The sequence below is a fragment of the Microvirga lotononidis genome, assembly GCF_034627025.1.
Classification (GTDB): Bacteria; Pseudomonadota; Alphaproteobacteria; order Rhizobiales; family Beijerinckiaceae; genus Microvirga; species Microvirga lotononidis.
In genome coordinates, this window is record NZ_CP141048.1 from 3,514,723 (window position 1) to 3,541,226 (window position 26,504).

Here is a 26,504-nt window from a genome sequence, read left to right on the forward strand (position 1 = left end):
GGTGATGGACAGGGAAGGTAACAGCATGCGCAGGCTCATTCTCGATCGCGCCCTGCTGCCGGATGGCTGGGCGGACGATGTCGGGGTCGACATCGAGGGCGGGACGATCGCCGCCATCCACCCGAAGGCCGCTTCCGAGGGGCGCGAGCGTGTCGGCGGGATTGCGCTTCCCGGCTTGCCGAACCTGCACAGCCACACCTTCCAGCGCGGCATGGCGGGGCTCGCCGAGACCCGCGGCCCGGTCGGTGACAGCTTCTGGACCTGGCGGCAGGTGATGTACCGCTTCCTCGGTTCGCTCACGCCCGACGACGTGGAGGCCATCGCTGCCTTCGCCATGATGGAAATGCTGGAAGGCGGCTTCACGGCGCTCGCCGAGTTCCATTACCTGCACCACGATGCCGACGGTCGCCCCTATGCCGATATCGCGGAACTCTCCGGCCGCATCGCGGCTGCCGCCCATGAAACCGGCATGGGTCTGACGCTTCTGCCGGTTTTCTATGCGCAGGGCGGCTTCGGCGGCGCGGCGCCGACGGAAGGACAGAGGCGCTTCGTCAACGACGTCGAGAGCTACGCCCGTCTTCTCGAAGGGGCGAGAAAGGCCATGGCGGGTCTGGACGATGCGGTCGTCGGGATCGCGCCGCACAGCCTGCGCGCGGTCACGACCGAAAGCCTTCGCGAGGTGATTGCAATGGCAGGCGAGGGGCCGGTCCACATCCACATTGCCGAGCAGGTGAAGGAGGTCGAGGATTGCCTTGCCTGGTCCGGTCAGCGTCCCGTCGCATGGCTGCTCGATCATGTGCCCGTGGATCGTCGCTGGTGCCTGATCCATGCGACCCATCTCGATACGCGGGAGGTCAAAGGCATCGCGTCGAGCCACGCGGTGGCGGGTCTCTGCCCGATCACCGAGGCCAATCTCGGCGACGGGATCTTCGAGGGGGCCGATTACCTTGCGGTCGGAGGCCGTTTCGGGGTCGGCTCCGATTCCAACATCGAGATTTCCGCGCCCGCGGAACTCAAGCAGTTCGAGTACAGCCAGCGCCTCAAGCATCGTGCCCGCAACGTCCTGGCCGAGCACGAGGGGCAGTCGACCGGGCGCAGCCTCTATGACAGGGCGCTGGCCGGCGGCGCGCAGGCGCTCGGCCGCCGCATCGGCACCATCGAGGCTGGGCATCGCGCCGATCTCGTGGTGCTCGATGCGGCCCATCCGGACCTCGCCGCCGTCTCGGGTGACCGCTGGATCGATTCTTACGTGTTCGTCGCGGGCAAAGCCGCCATCGATACGGTGTTCGTGGCGGGCGAGGCCGTGGTAAGGAATGGGCGGCACGTCAACCGCGAGGCGATCCGCGCCCGCTATTTGCACGCCATGGCGCGCATCCTGCTTTGAGAGAAATGTCGTCCGGCATGAAACATCTGCATCAGCGCATCCGCGACGATATCGAGGCCAAGATCATGTCGGGCGAGTGGCCTCCGGGCCACCGCATTCCCTTCGAGCACGAGCTGATGACCGAGTACGGTTGCTCGCGCATGACCGTGAACAAGGTGCTGTCGACGCTCGCGGCCAATGGCCTTATCACCCGTCGCCGACGCGCCGGCACGGTGGTGGCCGAGCCGAGCAGCCAGCAGGCCGTGCTCCAGATCCAGGACTTCGCCCTCGAGGCGGCCCGCGCCGGCATCGACTATCACTTCAAGATCCTGCATCGTGCCGTTGAACCGATCGACGCGGCCGCGGCGCAACGGATCGGCCTGCCGGCGGGCACGAAGATGCTCTGCCTCTCGACGCTTCACATCATGGATGACGTGCCGCAGGCGTTCGAGCAGCGCCTGATCAACCTCGCCACGGTGCCCGAAGCCGGTGAGGAGCCCTTCACGGAAGATCCGCCGGGCACATGGCTTCTGCGGCGCGTGCCGTGGACGGACGCGGAGCACATCGTGCGCGCCGTCAACGCGGACGGCACGATGGCGAAGCGGCTGCGAATCCAGTCGGGAACGGCCTGTCTCGTCCTCGAACGACGGACCTGGCAGGCCGGCGCCTTCGTGACCGAGGCACGCATCACCTATCCCGGCGACCGTCACCAGCTCGTGGGCCGCTTCTCTCCGGTGGCGTGAGGGCAAACCGCCCCCACCACGTCATGGCCGGGCTCGTCTCGGCTATTCCGATACGGTGAGCCTCGGCGTTTCAAGGGATCGAGATCACCGGGACAAGCCCGGCGATGACGAGGAGGGAACCCGTTCCTCAGGCCAAAGCGGAACGCAGATCGTCGATGAGATCGTCCGCATCCTCAATGCCGACGGACAGGCGCACGAGGCCGTCGTCGATACCGAGCTCGGCGCGGACTTCCGCCGGCACCGACGCGTGGGTCATGATCGCCGGATGCTCGATCAGGCTTTCCACGCCACCCAGGCTCTCCGCCAGCGTGAAGAGCTGGCAGCGTTCCAGGAAGCGCGTCGCGCCGTCGAGGCCACCGGCGATGCGGGCGGTGATGATGCCGCCGAAGCCGCGCATCTGGCGCTTGGCCAGCTCATGCTGCGGATGCGAGGCGAGGCCCGGATAGATCACGCCGTCGACGCCCGGATGGGATTCGAGGAACTGGGCGATCTTGAGCGCCGAGGTGCAGTGCCGCTCCATGCGCAGCGACAGGGTCTTGAGGCCGCGCAGGGCCAGGAAGCTGTCGAAGGGTCCCGAGACGGAGCCGACCGCGTTCTGCAGGAAGGCGATCTTCTCGCGGATCTCCTGGTTCTGCCCGACGATCACGACGCCACCGACCATGTCGGAATGGCCGTTGAGGTATTTCGTCGTGGAATGCACCACGATATCGAAGCCGAATTCCAGCGGGCGCTGCACCCAAGGGCTGGCGAAGGTGTTGTCGGCCACGAGCCAGGTGCCGTGCCCGCGGGTCGCGGCAGCGATCGCCTCGAGGTCGGCGAGCTTCAGGAGCGGGTTGGTGGGCGTCTCGACCCAGACGAGCTTGGTGTTGGGGCGCAGGGCCGCCTTCACGGCGTCGGGATTGCCGAGATCGACATAGGTGATGTCGAGACCGGCCGACTTGCGGCGCACGCGCTCGAAGAGGCGGCGGGTGCCGCCGTAGAGATCATCGGAAGCGACGATGTGGGAGCCGTGGTCCAGCATGTCGAGCACGGTGGCGCTCGCCGCGAGGCCTGACGAGAAGGCGAAGGCGGCGCTGCCGCCTTCCAGATCCGCGATGCAGCGCTCGAAGGCCATGCGGGTCGGGTTCTGCGAGCGGGCATATTCGAAGCCCTTGTGAACGCCGGGGCTCTCCTGCGCAAAGGTCGAGGTGGCGTAGATCGGCATCATCACCGCACCCGTGGTGGGATCCGGCGACTGTCCCGCATGGATGCAGCGGGTGGCGAAATCGAGCTGGTTGCGGGTCGTCATTATGGATGGATCCGGAAGAAGTTGATGAGGTCGATGCGGGTGGCGAGACCGACGAAGGAATCGCCATCCATGATCACCGGAACGAGGCCGGCGGCGAAGAGGGGCAGAAGCTCCTTGACCGGAGCGTCGGCTGAAATGGTCCGAAGGCGCGTCACCATCACGTCACGCACCGGCTTGTCGAAAACGCCCTGGGGAGCGCTCTCGTTGGCGACGAGCGCATCCAGAATGTCGCTCTCATCGATCAGGCCGACCACGCGGCCATCCTCGATCACCGGCAGTTGCGAGACGTCGGAGGAGCGCATGCGGGCGAAGGCGGAGCGCAAGGTCTCGTTCGGCGAGACGAAGATGGTCGCGCCTTCGCCGAAGGGATTGATCACTACGTCGCGGGCGGTGCCGGTGGTCTTGCGGTCGAGCCAGCCCTCCTGCGCGATGAAGGCATCGTTGAACACCTTCGACAGGTACTTGGCGCCCGTGTCGCAGACGAGGGTCACGACCCGCTTCGGTTCGGTCTGCTCTCGGCAATAGCGCAGGGCCGCCGCCAGAAGAGTGCCGGACGAGGATCCTGCCAGGATGCCCTCCCGGCGCAGGAGCTCGCGCGCCGCCGAGAAGCTTTCCTTGTCGCCGATCGAATAGGCCTTCTTGACCAGCGAGAGGTCGCAGTTCGGCGGCACGAAATCCTCGCCGATGCCTTCGACGGCCCAGGAGCCGGCCTCGGTCATCTCGCCCGTCTCGACGAGCGGGGCGAGGATCGAACCGGCCGGATCGGCCAGCACCATGACGGTCTTGGGGGAGGCCTTCCTGAGGTAGCGCCCGATGCCCGTCAGGGTGCCGCCGGAGCCGACGCCGACCACGACGGCATCCACGTCGCCGTTCATCCCTTCCAGGATCTCGGGCCCGGTGCTCGCCTCATGGGCTGCCGGGTTGGCGGGGTTCTCGAACTGGTTGATGTAGACGGCGCCCGGCGTCCTGTTCGTGATCGCCTGGGCGAGGTCCTGGTAGTAGTCCGGGTGCCCCTTGCCCACGTCGGAACGGGTGATCACGACTTCGGCCCCCAGGGCCTTGGCGTGCAGGACCTTCTCGCGGGACATCTTGTCCGGCACCACGAGGAGCGTCCGATAGCCCTTGCTGGCACCCACCAGTGCCAGCCCGACGCCGGTATTGCCCGCCGTCGCCTCGATGATGGTGCCGCCCGGCTTCAGGCGTCCGTCGGCTTCCGCGGCCTCGATCATGGCGCGCGCGGGCCGGTCCTTGATGGAGCCGCTCGGGTTGGCGCTCTCAAGCTTGAGGAAGAGCTTGCATGGACCGGTGTCCAGACTGGTCACCTCAACGAGGGGAGTTTTGCCGATCAGGTCCAGGGCACCATGGGCAGTCATTTTGCATCTTTCGGATGTGGAATAGATTATTTGTTTCTTTTTTGATGTGAAACAGGATTGTCCTTATAGACCCGCGGGCGGATTGTCACCTGCCGTTCTCATTCCTCAACGGCGATCCATCACCTTTGGTCCCAGGGACTTGGTGCTCTCGATAGGCACGACATATGCGACCTGCCTCCGATAACCGAAATCTCTCGTTAGGCCGGAAAAGAGAAAATCCTTCTTTTCTGTTCGTTTAAAAGAACATTCGAATTGACAGAGCGGATTCACCGGGAGAACCTCCCGTATCTTCCATGACACGGCAGGCGGGCGACCGAACGATCCGGCTCGCATCGGGAACGAAGCCTTGCCCCCATCGCACCAGAAAGGGTCCTCCATGGCGCACCCTCGGATCGTCGGCATTGCCGGCAGCTTTCGCCGTCCCTCCAAGACACGGTCTCTCGTCGAAGCCATCGGGGCCGAGGTCGGGCGGTCGAGGCCGGTGGAGTTCGTCGTCCACGATCTGGTGGAGATCGGGGCCGGTCTCGGCGGCGCCTACTCGCGTGCGCAAGTGTCGCCTGAGGCCGCGCGCGTCCTCCGGGATATCGAGACCGCCGATGCCCTGATCGTCGGAACGCCGGTCTTCAAGGGATCATATACGGGCCTGTTCAAGCACCTCTTCGATCTCGTCGAGCCCGACGCCCTCAAGGACGTGCCCGTCCTGCTGACGGCCACGGGTGGTGGGCTGCGGCATGCGCTGGTGGTCGAGCATTACCTGCGTCCGCTCTTCGGCTTCTTCGAGGCGTTGACCATCCCGACCGCCGTCTATGCGAGCGAGAGCAACTTCATCGACGGCACGCTCGTGGATTCCGCCGTGCGCGAACGGGCCTCAACGGCAGCCGCGCAGCTCTCGGCCGTGCTCAACCAGCGCTTCGAGCAGACCCGCAGCCCTGAGCCGGTACGGCTCGCGGCCGTGCGATGACGTTGATCCCTCCGATCGAAACGACGCGCCGTCCTTTCCGGTCACTTGATGAGGTCGAAAAGCGGGCCTGAGCACTGCGCGACGAGGATCAGCAGAAGAATGCCGATGAACCAGAGCCAGGATCCGCTCCGCTGCGGCTGGGCCGCAGCCGGCTGGGGCGCGGAAGGGCGTATGACGGGTGCCGGTGGGGCGGGCAGGCGCTCGATCAGTTCGGCCGACATGGCGGGAATGCTGCCGCCCATTCCGATGAACCGGAAGCCCACCGGGATGCCGCCGACGAAATCGACCTCGGCGGGCTGGATTCTGGCCTCATAGCTGACCCACCAATATTCCCTGCGATCGTCCATTCTGCACCCTCTCACCCGCACACCGCCGGAGCATCAGGTCCATCGGTAGGAGCTACCTTTGATCTGTCACTCGTCCTTCTGACCGGCGCATTGTCTGGAATGGCGCAAAGGTTGCGTGACCGAAATGCCCGATACACTTTTTCCCCCGATGCCCTAGCCTTCCTGTCATCGGGATCAACTCGATCTAGAAACTTTGAACTGATAAAGCCAGCATGGTGGACAATCGAGCTGGGCTTCCAGGAGATTTCATGAACGTTCTCGTCACAGGCGGAGCAGGATATATCGGCGGCCACATGGTGCTCGCCCTGCTGGACGCCGGGCACAATCCCATCGTGTTCGACAATCTCTCGACCGGGTTCCGCTGGTCGGTTCCGGAAGGCGTGCCCCTCGTGGTCGGCGATGTGGGTGATTTCGAGCTGGTCCTCCGGACGCTTCAACACTATCGGGTCGACGCGATTGCTCACTTCGCCGCCAAGCTGATCGTGCCGGAATCCGTCTCCGACCCGCTGGGCTACTACCTGAACAACACCGTCAAAAGCCGCTCTCTCATGGCGGCGGCTGTTGCCGCCGGTGTCAAGAAGTTCGTGTTCTCGTCGACGGCGGCCGTGTACGGCGACGCCTCCGACAAACCCATCGACGAGAATGCTCGCCTGGGACCTCTGTCCCCTTACGGCAGTTCGAAGCAGCTGACGGAAATCATGCTGCGCGATGTCGCGGCAGCCCATGACATGCGCTATGTGGTCCTGCGCTATTTCAACGTGGCGGGAGCCGATCCGCTGATGCGTCACGGCCAGTCGACGGCGAACGCTACTCACCTGATCAAGGTGGCCGTGCAGACGGCACTTGGCATGCGTTCTCACATGGAGGTCTACGGCACGGATTATCCGACGCCGGACGGCACCTGTATCCGCGACTACATCCATGTGAGCGACCTGATCGCGGCCCATCTGCAGGCGCTCACCCATCTCGACCAGGGCGGCGAGAGCCTCGTCATGAATTGCGGCTACGGGCACGGCTATTCCGTATCTGAGGTCATCGAGACCGTGCGCAAGGTCTCCGGCAAGCCGGTCGAGGCGCGGATCGGACCGCGTCGGCCGGGCGATCCGGTGAGCATCGTGGCGGATTCGACCCGCATCCGGTCGACGCTCGGCTGGGAACCCCGGCATGACGATCTCGCGACGATCGTGGATCACTCCCTTCGTTGGGAAAGTATGCTCAGGGAGCGGAACCTGAAGCTCTGAAGTCCAGTGGATTGCCGGCTCTCGATAAGGGCAAGTTAAGAACCTCTGCCTCAAATGCTCATCACGCGCCGGGACGATTCCCGGCGCCATTGAAGTGGCGAGCTGGAGGGCGAAGGGATGGGCGAGGGCAGGGGAGCAGGCATCAATGGAGTTCTGCTGCTGAATCGCCTGCTGCTGGCAGGCTGCTTTCTTCCGGTCGCCATCGGGCGGCTGTCGAACATTTCCGGGCTTGCCGCCTCCCTGACCCTGAAGGGCATGCCCTACGGAGACGTGGTGGCGACCCTGATCGTCCTCGCCGAGGTCTTTGGCCCGTTGGCTCTCATCTTCGGCTTCGCGCCGCGCCTGAGCGCTTCCGTTCTCATCGCCGCCTTGGTCGTGACAACGGGGACCATGCATCGCTTTTGGGATTATGGCGGTTTGAACCGCCAGGCCGAGCAGGCGATTTTCCTGTCCCATCTCGGTGTTCTCGCCGGTCTCCTCTTCTATGGACTGATGGGCCCCGGCGCCTGGAGTTGGCATGGCTGGTGGAGAGGGCTGAACGCCAAGGCGAAGCCCGCGAAAGGCAAGAAGAAGCAGCCATCCCGCCCACGGGCGCCGAGGCAACGGCCCGCGCCCGCCCGACCCATGGCTGACGAGGACGAATTGGCGGATGCCGCTTAAACGATCCGGAAGGGGCCGCCGCTCTGGACACGACTCGCTTTTGCCTGCAAGGCTCCTGCCTTCATTCAGCCTCTTATCCAGGCCATAAACCATTGCTGCACCGTGCTTTTGCGCACGGCCATCGGTGATTTTTCAGGTTAGCTCTGGCGTCATGCTCCATTCGTCCTCGCGTTGCATTCTCGGTCTTGCTGTCGCCCTTGCGTGCCTCTCTCCCGCCGCAGCCCAACAGGCATCGGATCCGCTGACCCGCTTCCTCGACGGCGTGTTCAAGAGACCGGCGGCCCCGGCCGAGAGTGCCCCCCAGCAGCCGGTCCCCCCGGCTGCGCCGCAAGCGGCGCCCCCGGCTCCCGCCGCCCCGCGCGCCCAGGCCCAGCCGCAGGCGCGGCCCCAGCCGGCTCAGAAGCCGAAAGCGGCGGCGCAGAAGCCTCAGCCGCAGCCTCAGAGGGCCGCGAAACCGCAGCCGCAATCTGCTCCCCAGACGGCAGCAAAGCCCGAGACGCAACCTGCTCCCGCTCCCGCAAAAGTCGAGGCGAAGCCGGCCGCCCCCGAGCCGCAGAAGCCTGCTCCCGAAACGCCCGTTCAGGCGGCGGCCGAACCGCCCAAGCCCGCCGCGCCGCCTCCGGCCAAGGTGGCAGAGCCGCCCAAGCCCGCCCGTGCCACCCCGGCCCAGCCGGCTGCACCCGCTCCGACCTCGGTGGCTGCTCCGTCCTCCCCGACACCGACATCGCCGCCCGGTCCACGTACGCCCGAGGAGGCTCTCGACCGGGTCAATGCCTACTTCAACAGCCTCGACGTCATGTCGGCCTATTTCGTCCAGAAGAACCCGAACGGCCAGCAGGCCGAAGGCACGCTCTCCATGCGCCGCCCGGGCCAGTTCCACTTCGCCTATTCCCCGCCGAGCACCCTCGAGGTGATTTCGGACGGCCGCAACGTGGCGATCCGCGACAAGAAGCTCGGTACGAACGACGTCTATCCCGTCAGCCAGACGCCTCTGAAGTTCCTGGTTCAGGACAATATCGACCTGTCGCGGGACACGAAGGTCCGCGACGTGCAGGTTGGACGCGACGGCATCGTCACGGTGCGGTTCGACGACAGCGCCACTCTCGGCGGCACCTCGAAGATCACGCTGCGCTTCGACAGCCGTGCCAATGCCCTCAAGCAATGGACCATCATCGACGCCCAGGGCTATGAGACCTCCGTGACCCTGTCGGGCCTCAACGCGACCTATCGCCGGGACGCGAAGGCAGGTCAGTAAGGGCTCGGCTGTTCCCGGGGAAAGTGCTGCTTTTCGGCGATTTGGGCCTAGCATGCATGGGATTTCGGTTTAGAACTCCGCCAGCACGCCGTCGGAGCACGGCCTTCGAAATCCTTGGCAGGTGAGCATGGTGGATAAAGCAGCCCTTGGAGCCTATGCCGGTTACGTCCTCGAGGACGCGACCATCCCGGAACTGCCGAACCATTATCGCGGCAAGGTGCGCGACAATTACGACCTGCCCGATGGGCGCCGGATCATCATCGCGTCCGACCGCATCAGCGCCTTCGACCGGAACCTCGCGGCCATTCCCCTGAAAGGGCAGGTGCTGACGCAGACCGCCAAGTTCTGGTTCGAGGCCACGGCGGAGATCTGCCCAAACCACGTGATCGAGTACCCGGATCCGAACGTGCTGGTGGGCCGCAGGCTCACGATCCTGCCCGTCGAAATCGTGGTCCGCGATTATCTCGCGGGAACGACCGGAACCTCGATCCTGTCTCTCTACAAGGCAGGGCAGCGCGAGATGTACGGCATCCACCTGCCCGACGGCATGCGGGACAACGAGAAGCTACCGCAGACCATCATCACGCCCACCACCAAGGCTTTCGACGGGGGCCACGACGAGCCCCTGACCGCGCAGGAGATCGTCGGGCGCGCCCTGCTTACTGCCGAGCAATGGAAGACGGTTTCCGACTACGCTCTGGCTCTTTTTGCGAAAGGCCGGGATATGGCCCGGGAGCGTGGGCTCATCCTGGTCGATACGAAGTATGAGTTCGGCGTGGACGAGAGCGGGACGATCATGATCGCCGACGAGATCCACACGCCGGACTCAAGCCGCTACTGGTTCCTGGACAGCTATCAAAGCCGCTTCGAGGCCGGAGAGCGGCCTGAGAGCTTCGACAAGGATTTCATCCGCACCTGGGTCATTGCCCGCTGCGATCCCTACAAGGACGAGACCCCCGAGATCCCGCAGGACGTGGTGCTGGAAACCTCCCGCGTCTATATCGATGCCTTCGAACGCATTACGGGCCAGACCTTCGCGCTGCCGCCGAGAGACGTGCCGGTGCTGGAGCGGGTGCGCAAGAACCTGAAGGCGTATTTCTGACGGCCTGACGCGACGGTTTGATCTGAAGATCGAGGCCATAACGAAAAGGGGCGCCGGAGCGCCCCTTTGCGTTTTGAGACTGAGCCGGCTCAGGTCAGCGCTTGCCGCCGCCGTTGCCGCCATTGCCGCCGCGGTCACCGCCGCCTTGATTGCCGGTTCCACCGCCTTGGCTGCCGCCATTGCCGCGGTCGCCCCCGCCTTGGCCTCCATTGCCGCGGTCACCACCGTTTTGGCTGCCGCCGGCGTTGCCGCGATCGCCTCCACCTTGGCCGCCCTGGCCACCACCATTGCTGCTTCCTTGGCCGTTGCCATTGCCGCCTTGGCCGTTGCCGCCCCGGTCGCCGCCCTGATTGCTACCACCGCTGTTGCCGCGATCGCCACCGCTTTGACCGCCGCCTTTGCCTCCGTCGGGGCCACCACGGTCGTCACCGCGCCCGCCATCCTGGCCGCTCCCGGGACCTTTGCCACCACCGTTGGAACCGTTCTCGCCGTTGGAGCCTTTGCCGCCGTTGCCCTGGCCACCGTTATCCTTGCCGCCACGATCACCGCCGTCGCGGCCCTTACCGCCTCGGTCGCCATGATCGCCACGATCGGGCTTGCCGCCATGGTCACCGCCGGACCAGCCCCCTTCGTGACCTCCGCGGCCACCGCCGTCGCTTCCTTTTCCACCGTTGTCCCTGCCGCCGTCGCGGCCCTTACCGCCTCGACCGCCGCCGTGCCCGTCGCGATCGGGCTTGCCGCCGTGATCGCCCGACCATCCGCCGCCTTGATGCCCTCCGTGACCATCGTCGGAGCCCTTGCCTCCGTGATCCTTACCCCCGTGATCCTTACCCCCGTGATCCCTGCCGCCGTGATCCCTGCCGCCGTGATGATCGCCGTCACGGCCTTTTCCACCGCGTCCGCCGCCATGCTCGCCGCGATCCGGCTTGCCGCCGTGGTCGCCGGACCAGCCACCGCCGTGATGTCCTCCCTTGCCACCATGGCCATCCTTGCCGCCATGGCCGTCCTTGCCGCCATGGCCGTCCTTGCCGCCGTGATGACCGCCGCCGTGGTGGCCGCCCCCATGATGTCCGCCGCCTGGGGTCGTGCCTCCACCGGGGTTGGTGCCGCCACCCGGATTGGTGTTGCCGCCGGGATCAGTGCCGCCACCTGGATTGGTTCCGCCGCCCGGATTGGATCCACCGCCTGGGTTTGTCGTGCCGCCATTATGGTCCGGTGACGTTCCACCGCCGGCGCTGGGTCCCGTGCCGCCGACCGGGCCGGAACCGCCGCCACCGGGCGACTGACCGCCTCCGCCGCTTTGCGGCGGGTTGCTGCTTCCGCCTGATCCGCCGCTTCCCCCTGATCCGCCGCCTGAAGCGGGTGGATTGCTCGGACCTCCGGTAGTCGGGCCGGACGGCGATGACGCAGCAAGGCTGGCGCCGGCCTGCGGGCCTTCACCTCGGTCGCGGAAGGTGTTGACGAGGCCGGGTGCGAATTGCGCGCTTGGGACAGTGGGGCATTCCCACACTTGGCGCGGACCGAGCAGGCCGCGGATCGTGACGGGCCGGCAATATTGCCGGAACGATGCATCCACATTCTCGGTGTAGACCGGCCTGGCAGCGACGCTCCGGCTTGCTGTCGGCGTGGCGGATCGAGCGTTCGCAGCCTCGGAACGTCTCGCGCCTCTGGCAACGGGTTGTCGCGCTTCTGCAGCCGTGTACGCTTCATACGAAGTAATGCGTGAAGTATTTCTCTTCGGATAATCAGCAGAGAACGCGCTTGTGGAAGATAAGAGGGCGATTAGTCCAACGCATAGGCGAACCGACATGGATGCTCCTGCTCACTGAAGTAGTTTTCAGAACTCATTGTTGAGCAGAGAACACTTTTATTCCATGATGAGTTCGGTATAGGTTATTTCTATCTGGAGCTAATACGTCGGTGGTGCACTATATATTTTGTCATATGGAGGTAATGCTGCAAATTTACTCATACCCGTTCGGTGTAAGCCGATCCCGGTGGAGTGATGCGACGGATCGATGCGAATTACTCCCTAGGAATAGGACGATGCTCAGGTCGAGTCGGATATTGTTGCGCAAGGGAGGGCCCGACGACGGTCGACCGATCTGTTGCCCGTGTGCGGGAACGGATTGACGAGCCCGCCTCATCTTCATATGAATGCGCTCATGATCACCGGTCGCACCACCTTCAGGAACTATTTTACGCCGTCCCCATAGGGCGGCTCCGTTCGGTTGCGACCAGACGTTCGATGCCGCCGCTCTCCGGCGGCATCTTCATATGGTGATCAGGTCTCCGGGCAGCGGCTCCCGCCCATCCCGAGGAGACAAGATGATGAGCACCCTGAAATCGGAATTCCTGAAGACGCTCTCCGAGCGCGGCTTCGTCCACCAATGCACGGATCTGGACGGCCTCGACGCGCGGCTTTCCGACGGGCCCGTCGCGGCCTATATCGGTTTCGACGCCACGGCCGACAGCCTGCATGTCGGCAGTCTCGTGCAGATCATGGCCCTGCGGTGGCTCCAGAAGTCCGGTCACAAGCCTGTCGTGCTCATCGGTGGAGGCACCACGCAGATCGGCGATCCGAGCTTCCGCGATGCGAGCCGGCCTCTGCTCGACGACGAACAGATCGCCAGGAATGCTGCGGGGCTGAAGCAGGTCTTCTCCCGTTACCTGACCTTCGGCGATGGCCCGACCGATGCCGTGATGGTGGACAATGCCGTCTGGCTCGACCCGTTGCGCTACCTCCCGTTCCTGCGCGATTTCGGCACCCATTTCACGATCAACCGGATGCTGAGCTTCGACAGCGTGCGCCAGAGGCTGGAGCGCGAGCAGCCGCTGACGCTGCTGGAGTTCAACTACATGGTCCTCCAGGCCTTCGATTTCCTCAAGCTGTCGCGCCACCACGGCTGCGTGCTGCAGATGGGCGGTTCCGATCAATGGGGCAACATCGTCAACGGCATCGAGCTCGCCCGTCGCATCGACCAGCGCCCGCTCTTCGGGCTGACGACGCCGCTGCTGACCACGTCGACCGGCGCCAAGATGGGCAAGACCGCGAGCGGCGCCGTGTGGCTCAATGCCGAGAAGCTCAGTGCCTACGCGTTCTGGCAGTTCTGGCGCAACACCGAGGACGATGACGTCGCGCGGTTCCTGCGCCTGTTCACGGAGTTGCCGCTCGACGAGGTGCATCGGCTCGGCCAACTGAAAGGCTCCGAGATCAACGAGGCGAAACGCGTTCTCGCGCACGAGGCGACGCGTCTCGCGCATGGCGAGGACGCCGCGCTCGACGCGGCCGACACCGCGCGCCGCACCTTCGAGGAAGGGGAGAACGCCTCGGGACTTCCGAGCCTCGATCTCATGCGCTCGCAGCTCGATGACGGCGTCACCGTTGCGCAGCTTCTGGTTCTTGCAGGCCTCTCGAGTTCGAAGAGCGAAGCGCGCCGCCTGGTGGCGAACGGCGGGGCGAGGCTCAACGGGCACGTGGTGCAGGACACGGATGCGCGGATCGGCACCGCGGATCTCGCCGACGGGACCTTGAAGCTGACGGTCGGCAAGAAGCGGCATGTGCTGGTCCGGGCCGATGCCTGAGCATCGACCTGCGGGGAAGGCGCTCTCACGGATCTCGGGTTTCCCGGGATCCACTCCCTGTCTGGATTGGTGCGGACGGCGGGGGTCGAACCCGCACGGGCATAGCCCGAGGGATTTTAAGTCCCTTGCGTCTACCGGTTTCGCCACGTCCGCATCGGGATGAGGGTTATCGGGCCGGGGGCCGGAGTGCAAGGGCCAAGAGGTTTCCTCTCCCAAGGTCACGCGGGCGTGCGGAAGCCGTACAGCCAGTCGTAGCGCCGGGTCATGCCCTCGGGCCCGAGATGGCGCATGACCTGGTTGCGCCCGAAGGCCACGAGGCCGCCCGCATGATAGATGCGCCCGTTCTTGCGGGCCTCGTTCTGCACCCGGCGGGCTCGCGGGAGGCGCTGCGTCTCGTAAGTCGACAGGGTTTCGCCGAGGCTCCGCCCGTCCTGGCGCAGAAGGGCCGTGAGGGTGGCCGCCTCCTCGATGGCGAGGGCCGCGCCCTGGGCCAGGAAGGGGAGGACGGGGTGGGCGGCGTCGCCGAGAAGGGCGATCCGGCCCTGGACGAGGCGCTCGGCCGGGTGGTCGAACAGGGACCAGCGCAGCCATTCCCGCGGCTGCGCCAGGAGGTTGCGCAGGGCAGGGGCGGCGGAGGCGTAGTGCCCGAGAATCGCGTCCCGGTCGCCCGGCGCGGCCCAGCCGTCCACGGGAGCAGGGCTCCTCTGGATGGCCACCACGTTGACGAGCCTGCCCCCGGCAATCGGATAATGCACCACGTGACCCCGCGAGCCGAGCCAGAGCCCGGTCTCGTCGCCGGCGAGTTCGGCCGGGGCCAGGCTCCGCTCGAAGGTGGCGCGCCAGGCGATGGTGCCGCGAAAGGCCGGGGGCGTCCGGTCGCCCAGGGCCTGCCGGACCGTCGACCAGACGCCATCCGCGCCGATGATCAGGTCGGCCTCGATGCTCTCCCGCGCGCCGCCGGCGGAGGTCCAGGTCAGGCGGGCGCGGTCGGATCCGTCCGACACCTCTTCGACGGTCCGGCCCATGACGAGCCGGATCGCCGGTTCGGACCGGACGGCGTCGAGGAGAATCGTCTGGAGATCGGCCCGGTGCACGACCCAATAGGGGGCCTCGAAGCGCTCGCGCATGAAGGCCCCGAGGGCGACCTGCCCGATGGTCTTGCCCGAGCGGATGGCCCGCACGACGACCCTTTGGGGCTCCGTCACGACCCGGCGCAGGGCCGCGCCGAGCCCGAGACCGAGGAGGATCCGGCTCGCATTGGGCGAAAGCTGGAGCCCGGCGCCGACCTCGCTGAACCCGGTCCTGCGCTCGACGAGCGTGACCGCGTGGCCCTGCCGGGCCAGCATCAGGGCCGCCGTCAGGCCGCCGATGCCGGCGCCGACGATGGCAATGGAAAGATGAGGCACTTAACGCGAGGCGGGATCGGTCGCGAAATCGGGCTCCCACACGCACTCGGCCGGGCGGGCCTCGTCGGCCTTCAGGGACGGGTCGTACTTGAACAGCGTCGAGCAATAGGAGCAGACGGTCTCGCTGTCATAGCCCATGTCGATGAAGATATGGGGATGGTCGAAGGGAGGCGTCGCGCCGATGCACATGAACTCCTTCGAGCCCACGTGAATGACGGGAACGCCCGGGTCGTTGTGGAAATGGGGTGTGCCTTTGTCAGCCATGGCCGTCGCTCTCGAGGGATGAAATTCGGCGGCACCATAATGGCCGAAGGGCCATGCGCCTAGAGCATTTTTCCGTAAACCGGATCCGGTTCGCCGTCGATGAAATGCGGCAAAGCAACGACGAGAGCCGGTTCCATGCAGGGGAAACGGCTCCAGAGCCTTTTTCCGGAGAGACGGCGTCACCGCCGCCGCTCCTCGGCCTGGATCGCCCGGTGCCGGTCATGCCAGAACTCCCGGTATTCCTGCATCTGCTCGCCGACGCCGGTCACGAAGGCCCGGCGGTCCTCCAGATAGCAGGGCGGCCCGAAGCCGCCCTGGCAGGAACCGTCACGTCGGCAGCGAGACCTGCGGCAGGTGACCGGCATCTGCAGCACGTCGGCGAGGCGGCGCAGGGTATCGTCGCAATCGGGCAGGTCGGACAGGATGGGGTGAAAGCGTTTCATGGAATGATCCTTCGGCAATCGAACGGGACATGAAAAAGGGACAGGGCATGGGCCTTCGTCTCCGGGCTGCGGGAGCCCGGAGTTCGAAGGCGATCGAGGGTGGCGCGTCGGGCAGCCCGGCTCGATGTCTAATGGTGAATGTGAGAGCCGAACTGCTCGTCACGCACGGTTCTTTTAGGCGTTTAGACTTGGACCAGCACAAGGCTGCCAAGGGCCTCCTGCCGCCGGCTGCGTGACCGGCGGACAGGACCGTGCCTGCTCCCACACCGTGCGACGCCTCGCGAAGCGCGCCCCTCGTCGGATCAGGCTGTGCAATGATATAGCCAAGGTTACATCATCTGTCAAGAACAAAGTGAGAACATAACATCACGCTGTCCACACCCTCTCACGTCATGGCCGGGCCTGTCCCGGCTACCCACGTCTTCCAGCCACGGCAAAGGCGTGGGTGGCCGCAACAAGTGCGGCCATGACGACGGAGGATGGCAGGGCTGGTGCACGCGGTGCGGAAGGGCCAACCACCCCCTCCACGTCATCACCGGCCTTATGCCGGTGATCCCGATCCGTTGTGGCGTGGCGCTTCACACACGCGGGATGGCCGGGACAAGCCCGGCCATGACGTGAGTAGGTGTCATCCCCGGTGCATGCAGTGCGGGAAGGGGATCCACGATCTGGCGCCGAGCGATGGATTCCCTTTCCCTCCGCTGCGCTTCGGCCGGGAATGACATGGGTGCACTCCTTCACCTCATGGCCTCCCCCATTGACCCCGCACCCCTGTTGCGTGTTACCTCGTCGCCGGAGCCGGACGCATCCGGTTCTGGGGCGTGAGAACCCCTTGTTAGGCGGCCGGTATCGGCCGTGAACGATGCCTTCCCAACCTTACGGTCGGGGAGGCGATGGCGCATGTCCAGGGTGAAAGCCTAAAGGTCATCGCGGTCGTCCTAGCACGGCTTCTCAACTCCCCGGCCACCAGCGCATTGCTGGTGGTCGCTTCCACTCAAGGGAGTTGCCGATGGAGCCGTTGCCCAGCCCTCATGCCTATTCCGTCATGGCCGATGCGCTGTCCAAGTTTCACACCGCGCCGGAATGGATCCAGGCGCTCTCGCTCGTCATGGTGCCGGTGACGCTGGTGGGCTTGGGCCTCTGCCTGCTGCAGGCGGTGAAGGAGATCGCCGCGATGGCGCTCCGGCGCGGCGAGCGGCAGGGCGAGCCGCTCTACGCGATCTATCGGACTGAGGACGGGCGCCTGATGATGTATGCGCGCGGCGTGGTGCGGGAATTGCAGGGCGGCGAGCTTGAGGACGCGCCGCTGCCGGGCCCGATCCGGCGGCATTGAGGCGAGGGGGCCGGTCGCTTTTCATCACCGTCTTGTGCCGGTGATCCCGATCCGTCGAGGCGCGACGCTTTTCCTTATCGTCATGGCCGGGACAGGCCCGGCCATGACGACGGAGGGCGGCAGAGACGGGGCACAATATGAGGGAAGGGGCAATCACACCCACCACGTCATCACCGGGCTTGTCCCGGTGATCCCGGTCGGTAGCGCGCGGCGCTTCAAATCAGCGGGATGGCCGGCACAGGGCCGGCCATGACGTGGCAGGTGACAGGGCTGGCGCGCGACGTATGGTTAGGGCCGCGACAGCTCCACCTTGTCATCACACCCCGGACTTGATCCGGGACAAGCCCGGCCATCCACGCCCTCAAATCCGCATGTCGCCGGAGGCGTCACTTCGGCACCGTGTCCTTGTAGATCCTGCCGTCCTTCATGATGACGAGGAAGTTCCTCTCCGGATCGGCGACGAGGTCGAGGTTCTCCAGGGGATTGCCGTCGACCAGCAGCAGGTCGGCCAGCGCTCCTTCCTCCACGAGGCCGAGCCTGCCGGGATAGGGATTGCGGAGACCGGAGAGTTTCAGCAATTCGGCATTGGTCGATGTCGCCATGGCCAGCGCCTCCGCAGGCGTGTACCAGCGCGCCAGGGTGGCGAGCATGGCGCCCTGCCGCTTCGCCAGCGCCTCGGAAAACAGGACGTCGGTGCCGAAGGCTGTCTTGATCCCGTATTTCTTGGCCAGGGCATAGACGTTGTCGGTGCCGGTGACCACCTTCGCCATCTTGGCCTGTTCCGCCGGGCCCAATGCGCTGGCGGCGCTCATGTCGAGGAAGGGTTGCGTGCTCAGCCAGATGCCCTTGTCGGCCATCAACCGGGCCGTGGAATCGTCCATCAGATGGCCGTGCTCGATGCATTTCACGCCGGCCGCGATCGAGCGCTGGATCGACACGGACGTATAGGCATGGGTGCAGACATAGGTGCCCCAGTTTTCCGCCGCTTCGACCGCGGCGCGAAGCTCGGGTTCGGTGAAGGTCGCGACGTCGAGCGGGCTGAACGGAGACGCCACGCCGCCGCCCGCCATGAGCTTGATCTGCGATGCGCCCTGCATGAGCTGCTCGCGCGTTCGCAGCCGCACCTCGTCGGGGCTGTCGGCGATCATGCTGCCGCCGAGCTGCTCGACACGGGCCAGCATGCCCCCGATGGTCCTCGGCAGGTCGGAGAGCTGGCGGAAGTCGCCGTGGCCGCCCGTGACCGTGATCATGGCGCCGGACGGATAGATGCGCGGCCCCGGCAGCAATCCCTGGTCGATGGCGCGCTTGAGGCTGAAGGCGGGCCCACCCATGTCGCGGATCGTGGTGAAGCCGCGCATCAGCGTCGCCGTGGCCTCGACCCCGGCCAGCAGGGTGGAATATCCGATGTCGCTCGTGAGCAGAATCGCGGGCGTCGGCCGCACGAGCATCGCATGCCAGTGCATGTCGATCAGGCCCGGCATCAGCACGCGCCCGTTCCCCGGGAGGACACGAGCCCCGGCCTGTGCCGCGACATCGATCGGATCGGCCGAGACGCGCTCGATGACGTTGCCGCGCACCAGCACGTTCGAGGGCGCCGAGAGCGTCGGGCTCTTCCCGTCGAAGATCCGGACGTTCTGGAAGAGGATCGGCGTGTCGCCGGCAGGGGCGGGCGGTTGCTGTTGCGCGAGAGAAGCGGAGGAAAACCCGATCGACAGGGCGCCCATCGCGATGAGCAGCCGGGACAGGCCGTGCTTCAGATTGCCGAACGTTTCTGCATGGGACATCGCGCGAGACCTAACCGCCTGAGCCGCCCCCGTTGCGTGCCTTTTCGAGCATCGGCTTGCCTTCAAGAAGCCTCGCCCCTGCAGGCGCATCTGACCATCAGGGAAAACCCTGAAACCGGCAGCGGCGATATGGGAGGGGACACGGACCCGACCTCGTCCGGCCTCGCCCGAGTCTTCCCCATCGATCACCTAGAGCTGTTTCCACGTGCGTGGAATCACCTCTTGTCTTTGCTGTGCCGCATTCTTTGACGGTGAACCGGATCCACTTCACCGAAAAATGCTCCAGCATGACCAAGCCCATCAGCTGCAAGCGCCACCGCTTTCCACCGGCCCACACAACCAAAGACTATAAGGATCGGGGAGTCAGGCTTTCGTGTTGAGGTGGACCGCAACCGGGTGACCGGGGCTGGGGTCACCTCCGGGATCGACTTCGCTCTGACGCTGGCGGCAAGCCTGCCCGGGGGAGACCGGACCCGGCGGGTGCAGCTTTCCATGGAATATGATCCCGAGCCTCCGTTTCCGGGAGGATCGCCGAGCAGTTCCGACCTGACGATCGTCACGGCGGTGCGGGAAGGATCGGCCGCCTTTCAGCGGCAGCTTTGGGACCATAATCTGCCTGGGCTCAATGGGGAGTACTGACAAGTAGTAATCGCCTCGTTGTGCTCCCCGGGGGCACGAGGCGAGGACGGGGAAGGCTTCACGCCAGTCCCGGCCCGCCGCCTCCTGCATGATCCAGTCGCACGTCGCGCCGACCCGATCCGATCATGTCCGCCGCCGATGGTACGGACTCTCATCAGGGTCAGCGCCAGCCGGCCGCTTTGGTGTGGAAACCACGCTCCACCATTTGAATGGATACCGGTCCGATCACCAGGCTCGGATCGATGCCCGTGTCGGCGAGTTGCTCATTCGTCAGTTCGGCAACGATCCGGCGGGTCCTGCGGGCGATCCACCACTGCCGGATCCACCGGACAACCCTCGGGAAGTGGCGCTCGGTCTCGAACCAAACCTTTTGGGATGAGGCCGTGGCAACAAGCGGGCTCTGGATCATGACGCTCTCCTTCTCGGCCGTCGGGGCGGCTGCAAGGAGGAGTTCAACGCAAGTGCGTGAAGCCGTCGTTCGGGCTCCGTTGTGCGATCGGCGTCATCGGCGGTTGCTGGCGTGAATTCTTCGTGAATTCGTCGAACGGCCTGTGCTAGCCTCGAGCGGAGCGCCAAGCGTGAGAGTTCACGATGATCCGCTTGTTCGGCGGGCTCTCGTTCGGGCCCGCAACTCCGCAACAGGGCGAGTTTGCGCCTCGCAGGGTGGCGATGCTCTTTGCCGCCCTGGCGCTGGCAGGGCCACGGGGCATGCGGCGCGAGCAGCTCTGCACCTTGTTCTGGCAGGACCGGCCTGAGCCGCAAGCGCGCGGCAGCCTGCGCCAGGGCCTCACCGCTTTGCGGCGGGCTCTGGCCGGACCTGAGGGGGACATCAAGCTGGACAGCGATGCCACGCTTGTCAGGCTCGCGGGCTCGATCGACGCGATCGATCTCTGGCAGTTCGACCATCTCGCCGGGCGCGGCGATCCACAGAGCCTGACGGCAGCGGCCGATCTCTACGCCGGAGACGTGCTTGCCGGGACAAGCGGGCCCGAGCCGTTCGAGCAATGGGCGCAGCCGATTACGCGAGCATACCGGCGGACGGCGCTGCAACTCGCCGAGAGGCTGAGCGAGTTGGCCGGTCCTGACAGCTCCGCGGCGGCCATCGCCTGCGAGCACTTGGCGAACCGGCTGCTGGCGCAGGACGGCGCAGCCGAGGAGGCCCACAGGGCACTGATCCGGCTCCACATGCGCGCAGGCCACCCCAACCGGGCTCGCCGGCAGTTCGAGCTCTGCCGTGAAGTGCTCCATCGTGAACTCGGCGCCGCACCGGAGGAGGAAACCGCCGCGCTCCTGGCTGGCGACCACGTTCCCGTCCTGGATCCGGCGACGCCTCCGCCTGCCCACGAGGCACCGACGAGGCGAACTTCCATTGCGGTTCTGCCGTTCCGGAACCTCAGTGCAGACCAAGCCGAAGAGTATTTCGTCGACGGGATCGTCGAAGAGATCATCGCCGCCCTGTCCCGCGTGCGAGGCCTGATGGTCATCGGCCGCAACTCCAGTTTCTCCTTCCGTGATACCGAACGCGGGCCTCAGCAGATCGCGGCGGATCTGGGGGTTCGCTACATCCTTGTGGGGAGCGTCAGGAAGGCCGGTTCGCGCGTACGGGTCACGGCTGAACTGATCGACGGATCGGACGGCGGGAATGTCTGGGCCGGCCGGTTCGACGGTGACGTTGCGGACGTGTTCGACCTCCAGGATAGTCTCACCGAAGCGATCGTCGGGGCGATCCTCCCGAGCATCCGCTCATCGGAAATCGATCGTGCGCGGCGCAAGCGCCCTGACAGCATGGATGCCTATGACTGCGTCATGCGGGCGATGCCGGCTGTCTGGTCCAATGCGCAGGACACGGCCCAGGAGGCCCTTGACCTGCTGGAACGAGCGATCGCGATGGATCCGGGCTATGCCCTCGCCAAGTCGCTTGCGGCCTGGATCCGCATCCAGCACGTCACCTATCTCCGGTCCGCCGATCCGCAGAAAGATCGAGAGAGGGCGTTTGATTTGGCCAACGCGGCGGCCAGCCTGGACAGGGACGATCCGCTCGTTCTGACGACGCTGAGCGCCGTCCACACCCTGACGGGCAATCTCGATCGTGCAGCCGCCTTCATCGAGGAGGCGCTGCGGCGGGACCCGAACTCAGCCTGGGCGTGGCAGCGAAGCGGCTGGATCCTCACCTACAAGGGTCTCTCGGACCTGGCGATTGATCACTTTGAGCGCGGGCTTCGGATCAGTCCGTTCGATCCGATCAACTTCAATTCCTACGTGGGGATCGGCACGGCGCACTTTGCCGCCGGGCGCTATGACCGCGCGGCGGCTTTTATCCAGAAAGGTGTGGACGTGCAGCCAGACGCATTGTGGGCCCATCGGATCCTGGCGCCATCCCTGGCCCAGGCAGGACGGCTGGATGAGGCCCGCCAATCGGCCAAACTCCTTTTGCGCCGATATCCCCAGTTCACGATCGCGGCGCATATGCGCAACCCGCTGTTCCAGACGCCCTTTCTGCCGAGGATCGTCGAAGGTCTGCAAATGGCTGGGCTACCCATGGGAGAGCCGTAAGCCGATCCCCAGACTGGGTCGATGATCTTCCATGTTGGAAAGTGGCGAAATATCCATTCGACTGAGCACTTGCCTCCGGCCTGATGGCGTTTGCCACCGAATGCCGGATCGCTTTTGACGCGTTGACGTCCGCTTCCGTCCACAGCAATCGGTCTGGATTCCCGCCACTGGCTCACGGCTTTTGTCCCGGCCGGGCCGGAACCGCCCGCGTGTCGGAGGCGCTCGCGGAAACCCCTTGCGGTCCGGTCCCCGTCAACTGCCCTTTGAGGTCCTGCGCCATCTCCAGATGGCGCAGGACGATCGGCAGGATCTCGGAGGCGAACTGCTTGAGCGCCATCTCCTGCCCCGATCCGATCTCCCACGCGAGAAGCTGAGCGGTCTTCTGGTGATCTTGGACCTGGCTGTCAGCATACGCGAGATCAAACTGGTGACCCGTCAGCTTCTCGAGGTTCATCTGCACCGCCCGGTGCTCATCGTCCAGCGAGCCCGCCTGCGGTGTGCCGCTCTGCCTGGCCAGATCCGCCAGCCGGTCATTGGCCCTCGTATGATCCTGAACCATCTGCCGGGCGAATGCCTTGACGGCGTCATTCTGGCTCTTGCGCTCGGCCAAGCGGCCGAACTCGACCTCCGCCATGCCCCCGATGGTGGCTTGGTCGACGAACAGCCGGTCCTGCGCGTTGGTCTGATGAGGGGCCGGAGTTCCCGGGGCTGTCTGTGCGGTGCCCGGCGGCATGCCCGCCGGATTGCCGATCTGCGCCGGGACGGAAGCTGCCGGCAACAGGAGGAAGATTGAGACGAAGATGAGACGGCGCATCGGCATCCCTCCCAGTGCGGCCCTGCACGAGCGGGTCGGGGGCGGCCGGTGGCAGCCGCCCGCCCGTCATAGGGTCATCAGATAGGCAACCAGGTTGTCCTTCTCCTCCTGGCTCAGCTTCACGCCGAGCACCAGGTTGAAGAACTCCACCGTATCGGCGAGCGTCGGCAGCCGCCCGTCATGAAGGTACGGAGGCGAATCCTTGATGCCCCGCAGCGTCATCGTCTTGATCGGCCCATCCGGGAGCATCACCAGGCCGTTGACCGTCTGCCCGATCTGGTAGAACCGCTCCAGCTTGAGATCGTGCATGTTGTTGTCCATGAACGACGTCTGGGCGACATGGCACTCGGCGCAGCGCCCCTTGCCGAAGAAGACCCGCTCGCCTGCGAGTTCCTGCTCGGTGGCCTTGGCCGGATCGAGCCGCCCGAACGGATCCAGCTTCGGGGCCGGCGGAAAGTCGATGATGTTCTGCATCTGCGCCATCATCGGCACCTGATCGACACGGTCGGGTCTGTTGATCCCCTTGCGCTGAGCGCTGACATGATCGCCATTGAAGTAGGCCGTGCGCTGTTCGAATTGGGTAAAGTCCTCGACCGAGCGCAGGGATCGCTTCGATCCGTGGATCTGCTGGTTGAAGACCCCGCGCAGGCTGACCGTGTCGAGCCGGAAACGGGCCGCCTGCGGACGCACGTCCGGCGTCTGGTGGAAGGCGGCGTTGGTGTGGAAGTTCGAATGGCAGTCGAGACACGTCACGCCGAGGCTCTGCTCGGCAACCTTGCGATCTTCGGTCTGGTTGAACTCCTCCTGCGGGAAGGGGGTGAGCAGGAGACGCAGGCCTTCGATCTGCACCGGCGTCAGCACGCCCACCATCAGTTCGTAGAAGTTCTTGATCGTGAGCAGTTGTCCTCGGGATACGTCGCCCAGCTCGGGATGCGTGGTGAGGAAGATCGGCGGCGGGAACTCGGGCGTAAAGCGGTCCGGCAGGTCGAAGTCAACGTCGAACCGCCTCAGGTTCCGTCCTTCCTGCCGACCGATCTCGTCGATCTGGTTGGTGGGAAAGACCTGGCCGCCGGTGGCCTGCTTGACGTGGGGCAGCGGCATGAAGCCGGCTGGCAGCAGGCCTTTTTGCCGGATCTCCTCCGGGCTCATGGCCGCCAGGCTGTCCCACGTGAGGCCGGACGGAAGCTTGACCCTGACGCCGCCTTGAACGGGCTTGCGGCCGCCCGACATCATCACACCCGGAACGGGTCGGTCGGAGAGGTCGTAGCGCTGGTTGAGCAGATCGCTCTGCTGCTGTGTGACCTGCGGCTTCTGCGCCTCGTCCGCCGTTTTCACGGCCGAGAAGGGGAGCGTGGGAAGCGGCCTGTAGGTTGCGTCCGGCGGCAGCGGGTCGGAAACGGCCGCAATAGCGCCCGCAAGGATCAGCAGGCCGCAGGCCGGTACGATCGCCTTGGAAGCCCTGGAGAACATGCCGTACCTCCATCCCTCGCCCCGGGCCGCCGTAGCGTCGCGCGGGAATCAGTCGTGGTCACTGGCCAGGTGACGATGCTACCACACCCCGAACCTTGGCCTGCCCATGCGGGTAGTCCAGGCCGGGCGTTAGCTTTCGCCGGCTCCTGAGCCGTGCGCCAGTGGCGAAGGGCTTATCCGCACAGCATATTCCTGCGGCGTTCGGTTTCCAAGCGCCATGTGAGGACGGCTCTCATTGTAGTCCCTCCGCCAAGCCTCGATGATCCGCTTGGCCTCCGCTGCCCGACCTCGATCGCCAGCCTCTCGCGCGTGAACACGTCCATCACCGTCAGAGCCCGAAACGTCTGGCCGGTGCTGAGCGCACCGTGAACGAAATCGACGCTCCAGCCCTCGCGCTCGAGCAGGATGTGGACGCGCCGGTAGCCATAGCCCACCCGCGTGCGCACGATCTCATGCATGCGCTGGCGCAGCTCGAGACGTGGATCCCCGATCAGCGGCTTGCGCTGGGTCGACCGATGCTGACGGATCAGGGCGCGGGCCCGCCGCTCGCTGTAGCCGTGGGACGCTTGCACGTAGCGCACCACCTGCTTCCGGAGCGCCACGATCTGCTCGACCGAGAAGCGCTTCTTGCGCATGACAAGCCTCCCTGAGCCCCCAAGGAAATTTGCCGGCCAGACTAACACAGCGGCTGGACCACTTCGCCGGTGTCACCTCAGGATAAGGCTCCCCACAGCAGCGGGACGGGATCATCCCATGCGATAGCTGATTTGGCCTCGCAACGCAGAGTCCAGAGCAACCAGGTGAAGGTCGGTATTCCGCACGCCCGCGCAGCGCGTACGTCCTCCCAGGGTTTACGCCAGCGCACACCAGCGCGGGCGGTTCTTCCCGGTGGCCGCGGCAGCCCCGCCAGATCGGCATAGACTAGGCGGGCATGTTTACTCCCGCTATAGCCCCAAGGTGATGCCAAAGGCTAAAACGCGGGTTGATCTCCAAGAGATGAAGTTCTCCGTTCGGCTCTCGTTTGAAGTCGAGTTTTGCAACGCCGCGCAGGCCGATCTTTTGTACGATGTCTCGTCCCAGCGCCCTCACGTCAGCGCAATCGGTTGTCTCGAGAGCTGTGCTATGGCCGCAGGATAAAGGAAATGTGCGGATCTTGCGCCCAGTGAACTCGGCCGCAGTAGCGTTCGTTTGATCGACATAGACGTGATAACTCTCGATGCGACTTTCCGGACCGGGGATGGCTTCTTGTACCATCAGGTCCAGAACGACCGCAGCCAATCGGGGCCAGAGTTTCTTCAGGTCTTCCGCAGTGTTGACTATTAACGCCTTGCCTGATGCCTCGATGGACGCCCAGGATCCCCTATGCTGATTGGGCTTGATGACGACCGGAAATCTTAGTTCACTATCGGAGGGTCTGCTGCTAGACGCGTTGATAAGGAACGCGGCCGGGACTGGAAGGCCCAGACGGACGGCGAGTTCCTGAAATCGCGCCTTGTTGGTAAGATCCTCGACTGTCGCCGAGTCTGCGATGACAAAGCGAAAAACCTACGCGAGTTGCTCTCGGTGACGGGAGATGAGAAGCAGTCGGGAACCCCTTCATAGAATAGCGCCGTCGGCTCTCGTTGCGCCGCACCGAAACGCAGCAGAGCCTCGATTCTGGCATCGGCATTGGTTTCGTCCTCCTCCCATGAGGCGGTCCTGCAAACGAACCGTGAGTGGAGAACCGGATGGCCATGGGGCGCAGCCACCGCACAACGAATGCCCGCTAAGCCAAGCGGACGCACGAGGTCCATATTTCCCATGACGCAGGCTCGAATTGTAGGATGGGTCCACATCCTTATCTCGGTGCAGCGCGTTTGACCTGTGTTAACGGACAAGTT

The 26,504-nt window shown here is 65.2% G+C and carries 24 protein-coding genes and 1 tRNA gene; 12 read left to right on the plus strand and 13 right to left on the minus strand.

The features are described 5' to 3' along the window. Positions 1-25: 25 nt before the first annotated feature. Positions 26-1,384, plus strand: a complete 1,359-nt coding sequence (locus U0023_RS16650) for a formimidoylglutamate deiminase (protein WP_009489351.1) — start codon at positions 26-28, stop codon at positions 1,382-1,384. A 17-nt stretch (positions 1,385-1,401) separates the two neighbouring features. Beyond that, positions 1,402-2,106 (plus strand): histidine utilization repressor, encoded by a 705-nt coding sequence (gene hutC, locus U0023_RS16655; RefSeq protein ID WP_040637985.1) that lies wholly within the window; start codon positions 1,402-1,404, stop codon positions 2,104-2,106. A 127-nt stretch (positions 2,107-2,233) separates the two neighbouring features. Here hutC and U0023_RS16660 read toward each other — a convergent pair whose 3' ends face one another. Both U0023_RS16660 and U0023_RS16665 read right to left on the minus strand, forming a co-directional pair. Further along, on the minus strand, positions 2,234-3,394 hold the full coding sequence (locus tag U0023_RS16660) for a cystathionine gamma-synthase (RefSeq protein WP_009489354.1): 1,161 nt from the start codon (positions 3,392-3,394) through the stop codon (positions 2,234-2,236). Beyond that, entirely contained in the window at positions 3,394-4,767 is a 1,374-nt protein-coding gene (locus U0023_RS16665; RefSeq protein WP_009489356.1) for a pyridoxal-phosphate dependent enzyme, read from the minus strand. Before U0023_RS16665 ends, U0023_RS16660 begins: the two co-directional genes overlap by 1 nt. 376 nt (positions 4,768-5,143) lie before the next feature. Here U0023_RS16665 and msuE point away from each other — a divergent pair, with 376 nt between their 5' ends. Then, positions 5,144-5,728, plus strand: coding sequence for an FMN reductase (gene msuE, locus U0023_RS16670; RefSeq protein WP_009489358.1), 585 nt, complete (start codon positions 5,144-5,146; stop codon positions 5,726-5,728). 41 nt (positions 5,729-5,769) lie between these two features. Here msuE and U0023_RS16675 read toward each other — a convergent pair whose 3' ends face one another. After that, positions 5,770-6,075, minus strand: coding sequence for a hypothetical protein (locus U0023_RS16675; RefSeq protein ID WP_009489359.1), 306 nt, complete (start codon positions 6,073-6,075; stop codon positions 5,770-5,772). A gap of 248 nt (positions 6,076-6,323) precedes the next feature. On the opposite strand from U0023_RS16675, the gene galE reads away from it, so the two are divergent. From galE to tyrS, 6 genes are all read left to right on the plus strand, one after another. Next, a complete protein-coding gene (gene galE / locus U0023_RS16680; protein ID WP_009489360.1) occupies positions 6,324-7,316 on the plus strand; it encodes a UDP-glucose 4-epimerase GalE in 993 nt (330 codons plus the stop codon). A 117-nt stretch (positions 7,317-7,433) separates the two neighbouring features. Continuing rightward, on the plus strand, positions 7,434-7,976 hold the full coding sequence (locus tag U0023_RS16685) for a DoxX family protein (protein ID WP_009489361.1): 543 nt from the start codon (positions 7,434-7,436) through the stop codon (positions 7,974-7,976). Between the two features lie 151 nt (positions 7,977-8,127). Continuing rightward, the gene (locus U0023_RS16690) at positions 8,128-9,231 is read left to right on the plus strand and encodes an outer-membrane lipoprotein carrier protein LolA (protein ID WP_009489362.1); all 1,104 of its coding nucleotides are present in this window, start codon (positions 8,128-8,130) and stop codon (positions 9,229-9,231) included. Positions 9,232-9,358: 127 nt separating this feature from the next. Then, on the plus strand, positions 9,359-10,333 hold the full coding sequence (locus U0023_RS16695) for a phosphoribosylaminoimidazolesuccinocarboxamide synthase (RefSeq protein WP_009489363.1): 975 nt from the start codon (positions 9,359-9,361) through the stop codon (positions 10,331-10,333). Positions 10,334-10,406: 73 nt separating this feature from the next. Continuing rightward, positions 10,407-11,552, plus strand: coding sequence for a hypothetical protein (locus tag U0023_RS16700; protein WP_009489364.1), 1,146 nt, complete (start codon positions 10,407-10,409; stop codon positions 11,550-11,552). Positions 11,553-12,661: 1,109 nt separating this feature from the next. After that, on the plus strand, positions 12,662-13,918 hold the full coding sequence (tyrS, locus tag U0023_RS16705; protein ID WP_009489365.1) for a tyrosine--tRNA ligase: 1,257 nt from the start codon (positions 12,662-12,664) through the stop codon (positions 13,916-13,918). Positions 13,919-13,985: 67 nt separating this feature from the next. Here the strand turns inward: tyrS and U0023_RS16710 are convergent. From U0023_RS16710 to U0023_RS16725, 4 genes are all read right to left on the minus strand, one after another. Continuing rightward, positions 13,986-14,071 (minus strand) — tRNA-Leu (locus tag U0023_RS16710). Positions 14,072-14,136: 65 nt separating this feature from the next. Continuing rightward, positions 14,137-15,324, minus strand: coding sequence for an FAD-dependent oxidoreductase (locus tag U0023_RS16715; RefSeq protein ID WP_009489366.1), 1,188 nt, complete (start codon positions 15,322-15,324; stop codon positions 14,137-14,139). Next, positions 15,325-15,588 carry a zinc-finger domain-containing protein gene (locus U0023_RS16720; protein WP_009489367.1) on the minus strand — a complete coding sequence of 88 codons (264 nt, stop codon included), beginning with the start codon at positions 15,586-15,588 and terminating at the stop codon, positions 15,325-15,327. It abuts the gene before it with no gap. 179 nt (positions 15,589-15,767) lie between these two features. Further along, a complete protein-coding gene (locus U0023_RS16725; protein ID WP_009489368.1) occupies positions 15,768-16,031 on the minus strand; it encodes a hypothetical protein in 264 nt (87 codons plus the stop codon). A gap of 1,009 nt (positions 16,032-17,040) precedes the next feature. Between U0023_RS16725 and U0023_RS16730 the strand changes: the two genes are divergently transcribed. Beyond that, entirely contained in the window at positions 17,041-17,364 is a 324-nt protein-coding gene (locus U0023_RS16730; protein WP_009489370.1) for a hypothetical protein, read from the plus strand. A gap of 386 nt (positions 17,365-17,750) precedes the next feature. Here U0023_RS16730 and U0023_RS16735 read toward each other — a convergent pair whose 3' ends face one another. After that, positions 17,751-19,148 carry a metal-dependent hydrolase family protein gene (locus U0023_RS16735; protein ID WP_009489371.1) on the minus strand — a complete coding sequence of 466 codons (1,398 nt, stop codon included), beginning with the start codon at positions 19,146-19,148 and terminating at the stop codon, positions 17,751-17,753. 381 nt (positions 19,149-19,529) lie between these two features. On the opposite strand from U0023_RS16735, the gene U0023_RS16740 reads away from it, so the two are divergent. After that, the gene (locus U0023_RS16740) at positions 19,530-19,787 is read left to right on the plus strand and encodes a type 1 glutamine amidotransferase family protein (protein ID WP_040637958.1); all 258 of its coding nucleotides are present in this window, start codon (positions 19,530-19,532) and stop codon (positions 19,785-19,787) included. Between the two features lie 160 nt (positions 19,788-19,947). Here the strand turns inward: U0023_RS16740 and U0023_RS16745 are convergent, their stop codons facing one another. Next, complete coding sequence (locus tag U0023_RS16745; protein ID WP_009489372.1) at positions 19,948-20,196, minus strand: DUF1127 domain-containing protein; 249 nt, start codon at positions 20,194-20,196, stop codon at positions 19,948-19,950. A gap of 182 nt (positions 20,197-20,378) precedes the next feature. On the opposite strand from U0023_RS16745, the gene U0023_RS16750 reads away from it, so the two are divergent. Next, positions 20,379-22,340, plus strand: a complete 1,962-nt coding sequence (locus tag U0023_RS16750) for a tetratricopeptide repeat protein (RefSeq protein ID WP_009489373.1) — start codon at positions 20,379-20,381, stop codon at positions 22,338-22,340. Between the two features lie 172 nt (positions 22,341-22,512). Here the strand turns inward: U0023_RS16750 and U0023_RS16755 are convergent, their stop codons facing one another. The 4 genes from U0023_RS16755 to U0023_RS35450 form a co-directional block, all read right to left on the minus strand. Further along, positions 22,513-23,154 (minus strand): DUF4142 domain-containing protein, encoded by a 642-nt coding sequence (locus U0023_RS16755; protein ID WP_009489374.1) that lies wholly within the window; start codon positions 23,152-23,154, stop codon positions 22,513-22,515. Positions 23,155-23,220: 66 nt separating this feature from the next. Beyond that, the gene (locus tag U0023_RS16760; protein ID WP_009489375.1) at positions 23,221-24,624 is read right to left on the minus strand and encodes a cytochrome b6; all 1,404 of its coding nucleotides are present in this window, start codon (positions 24,622-24,624) and stop codon (positions 23,221-23,223) included. 129 nt (positions 24,625-24,753) lie between these two features. Beyond that, positions 24,754-25,011 (minus strand): integrase core domain-containing protein, encoded by a 258-nt coding sequence (locus tag U0023_RS35565; RefSeq protein WP_083861285.1) that lies wholly within the window; start codon positions 25,009-25,011, stop codon positions 24,754-24,756. Positions 25,012-25,545: 534 nt separating this feature from the next. After that, positions 25,546-25,902, minus strand: a complete 357-nt coding sequence (locus U0023_RS35450; protein WP_040637959.1) for an ATP-grasp domain-containing protein — start codon at positions 25,900-25,902, stop codon at positions 25,546-25,548. Between the last annotated feature and the right edge of the window lie 602 nt (positions 25,903-26,504).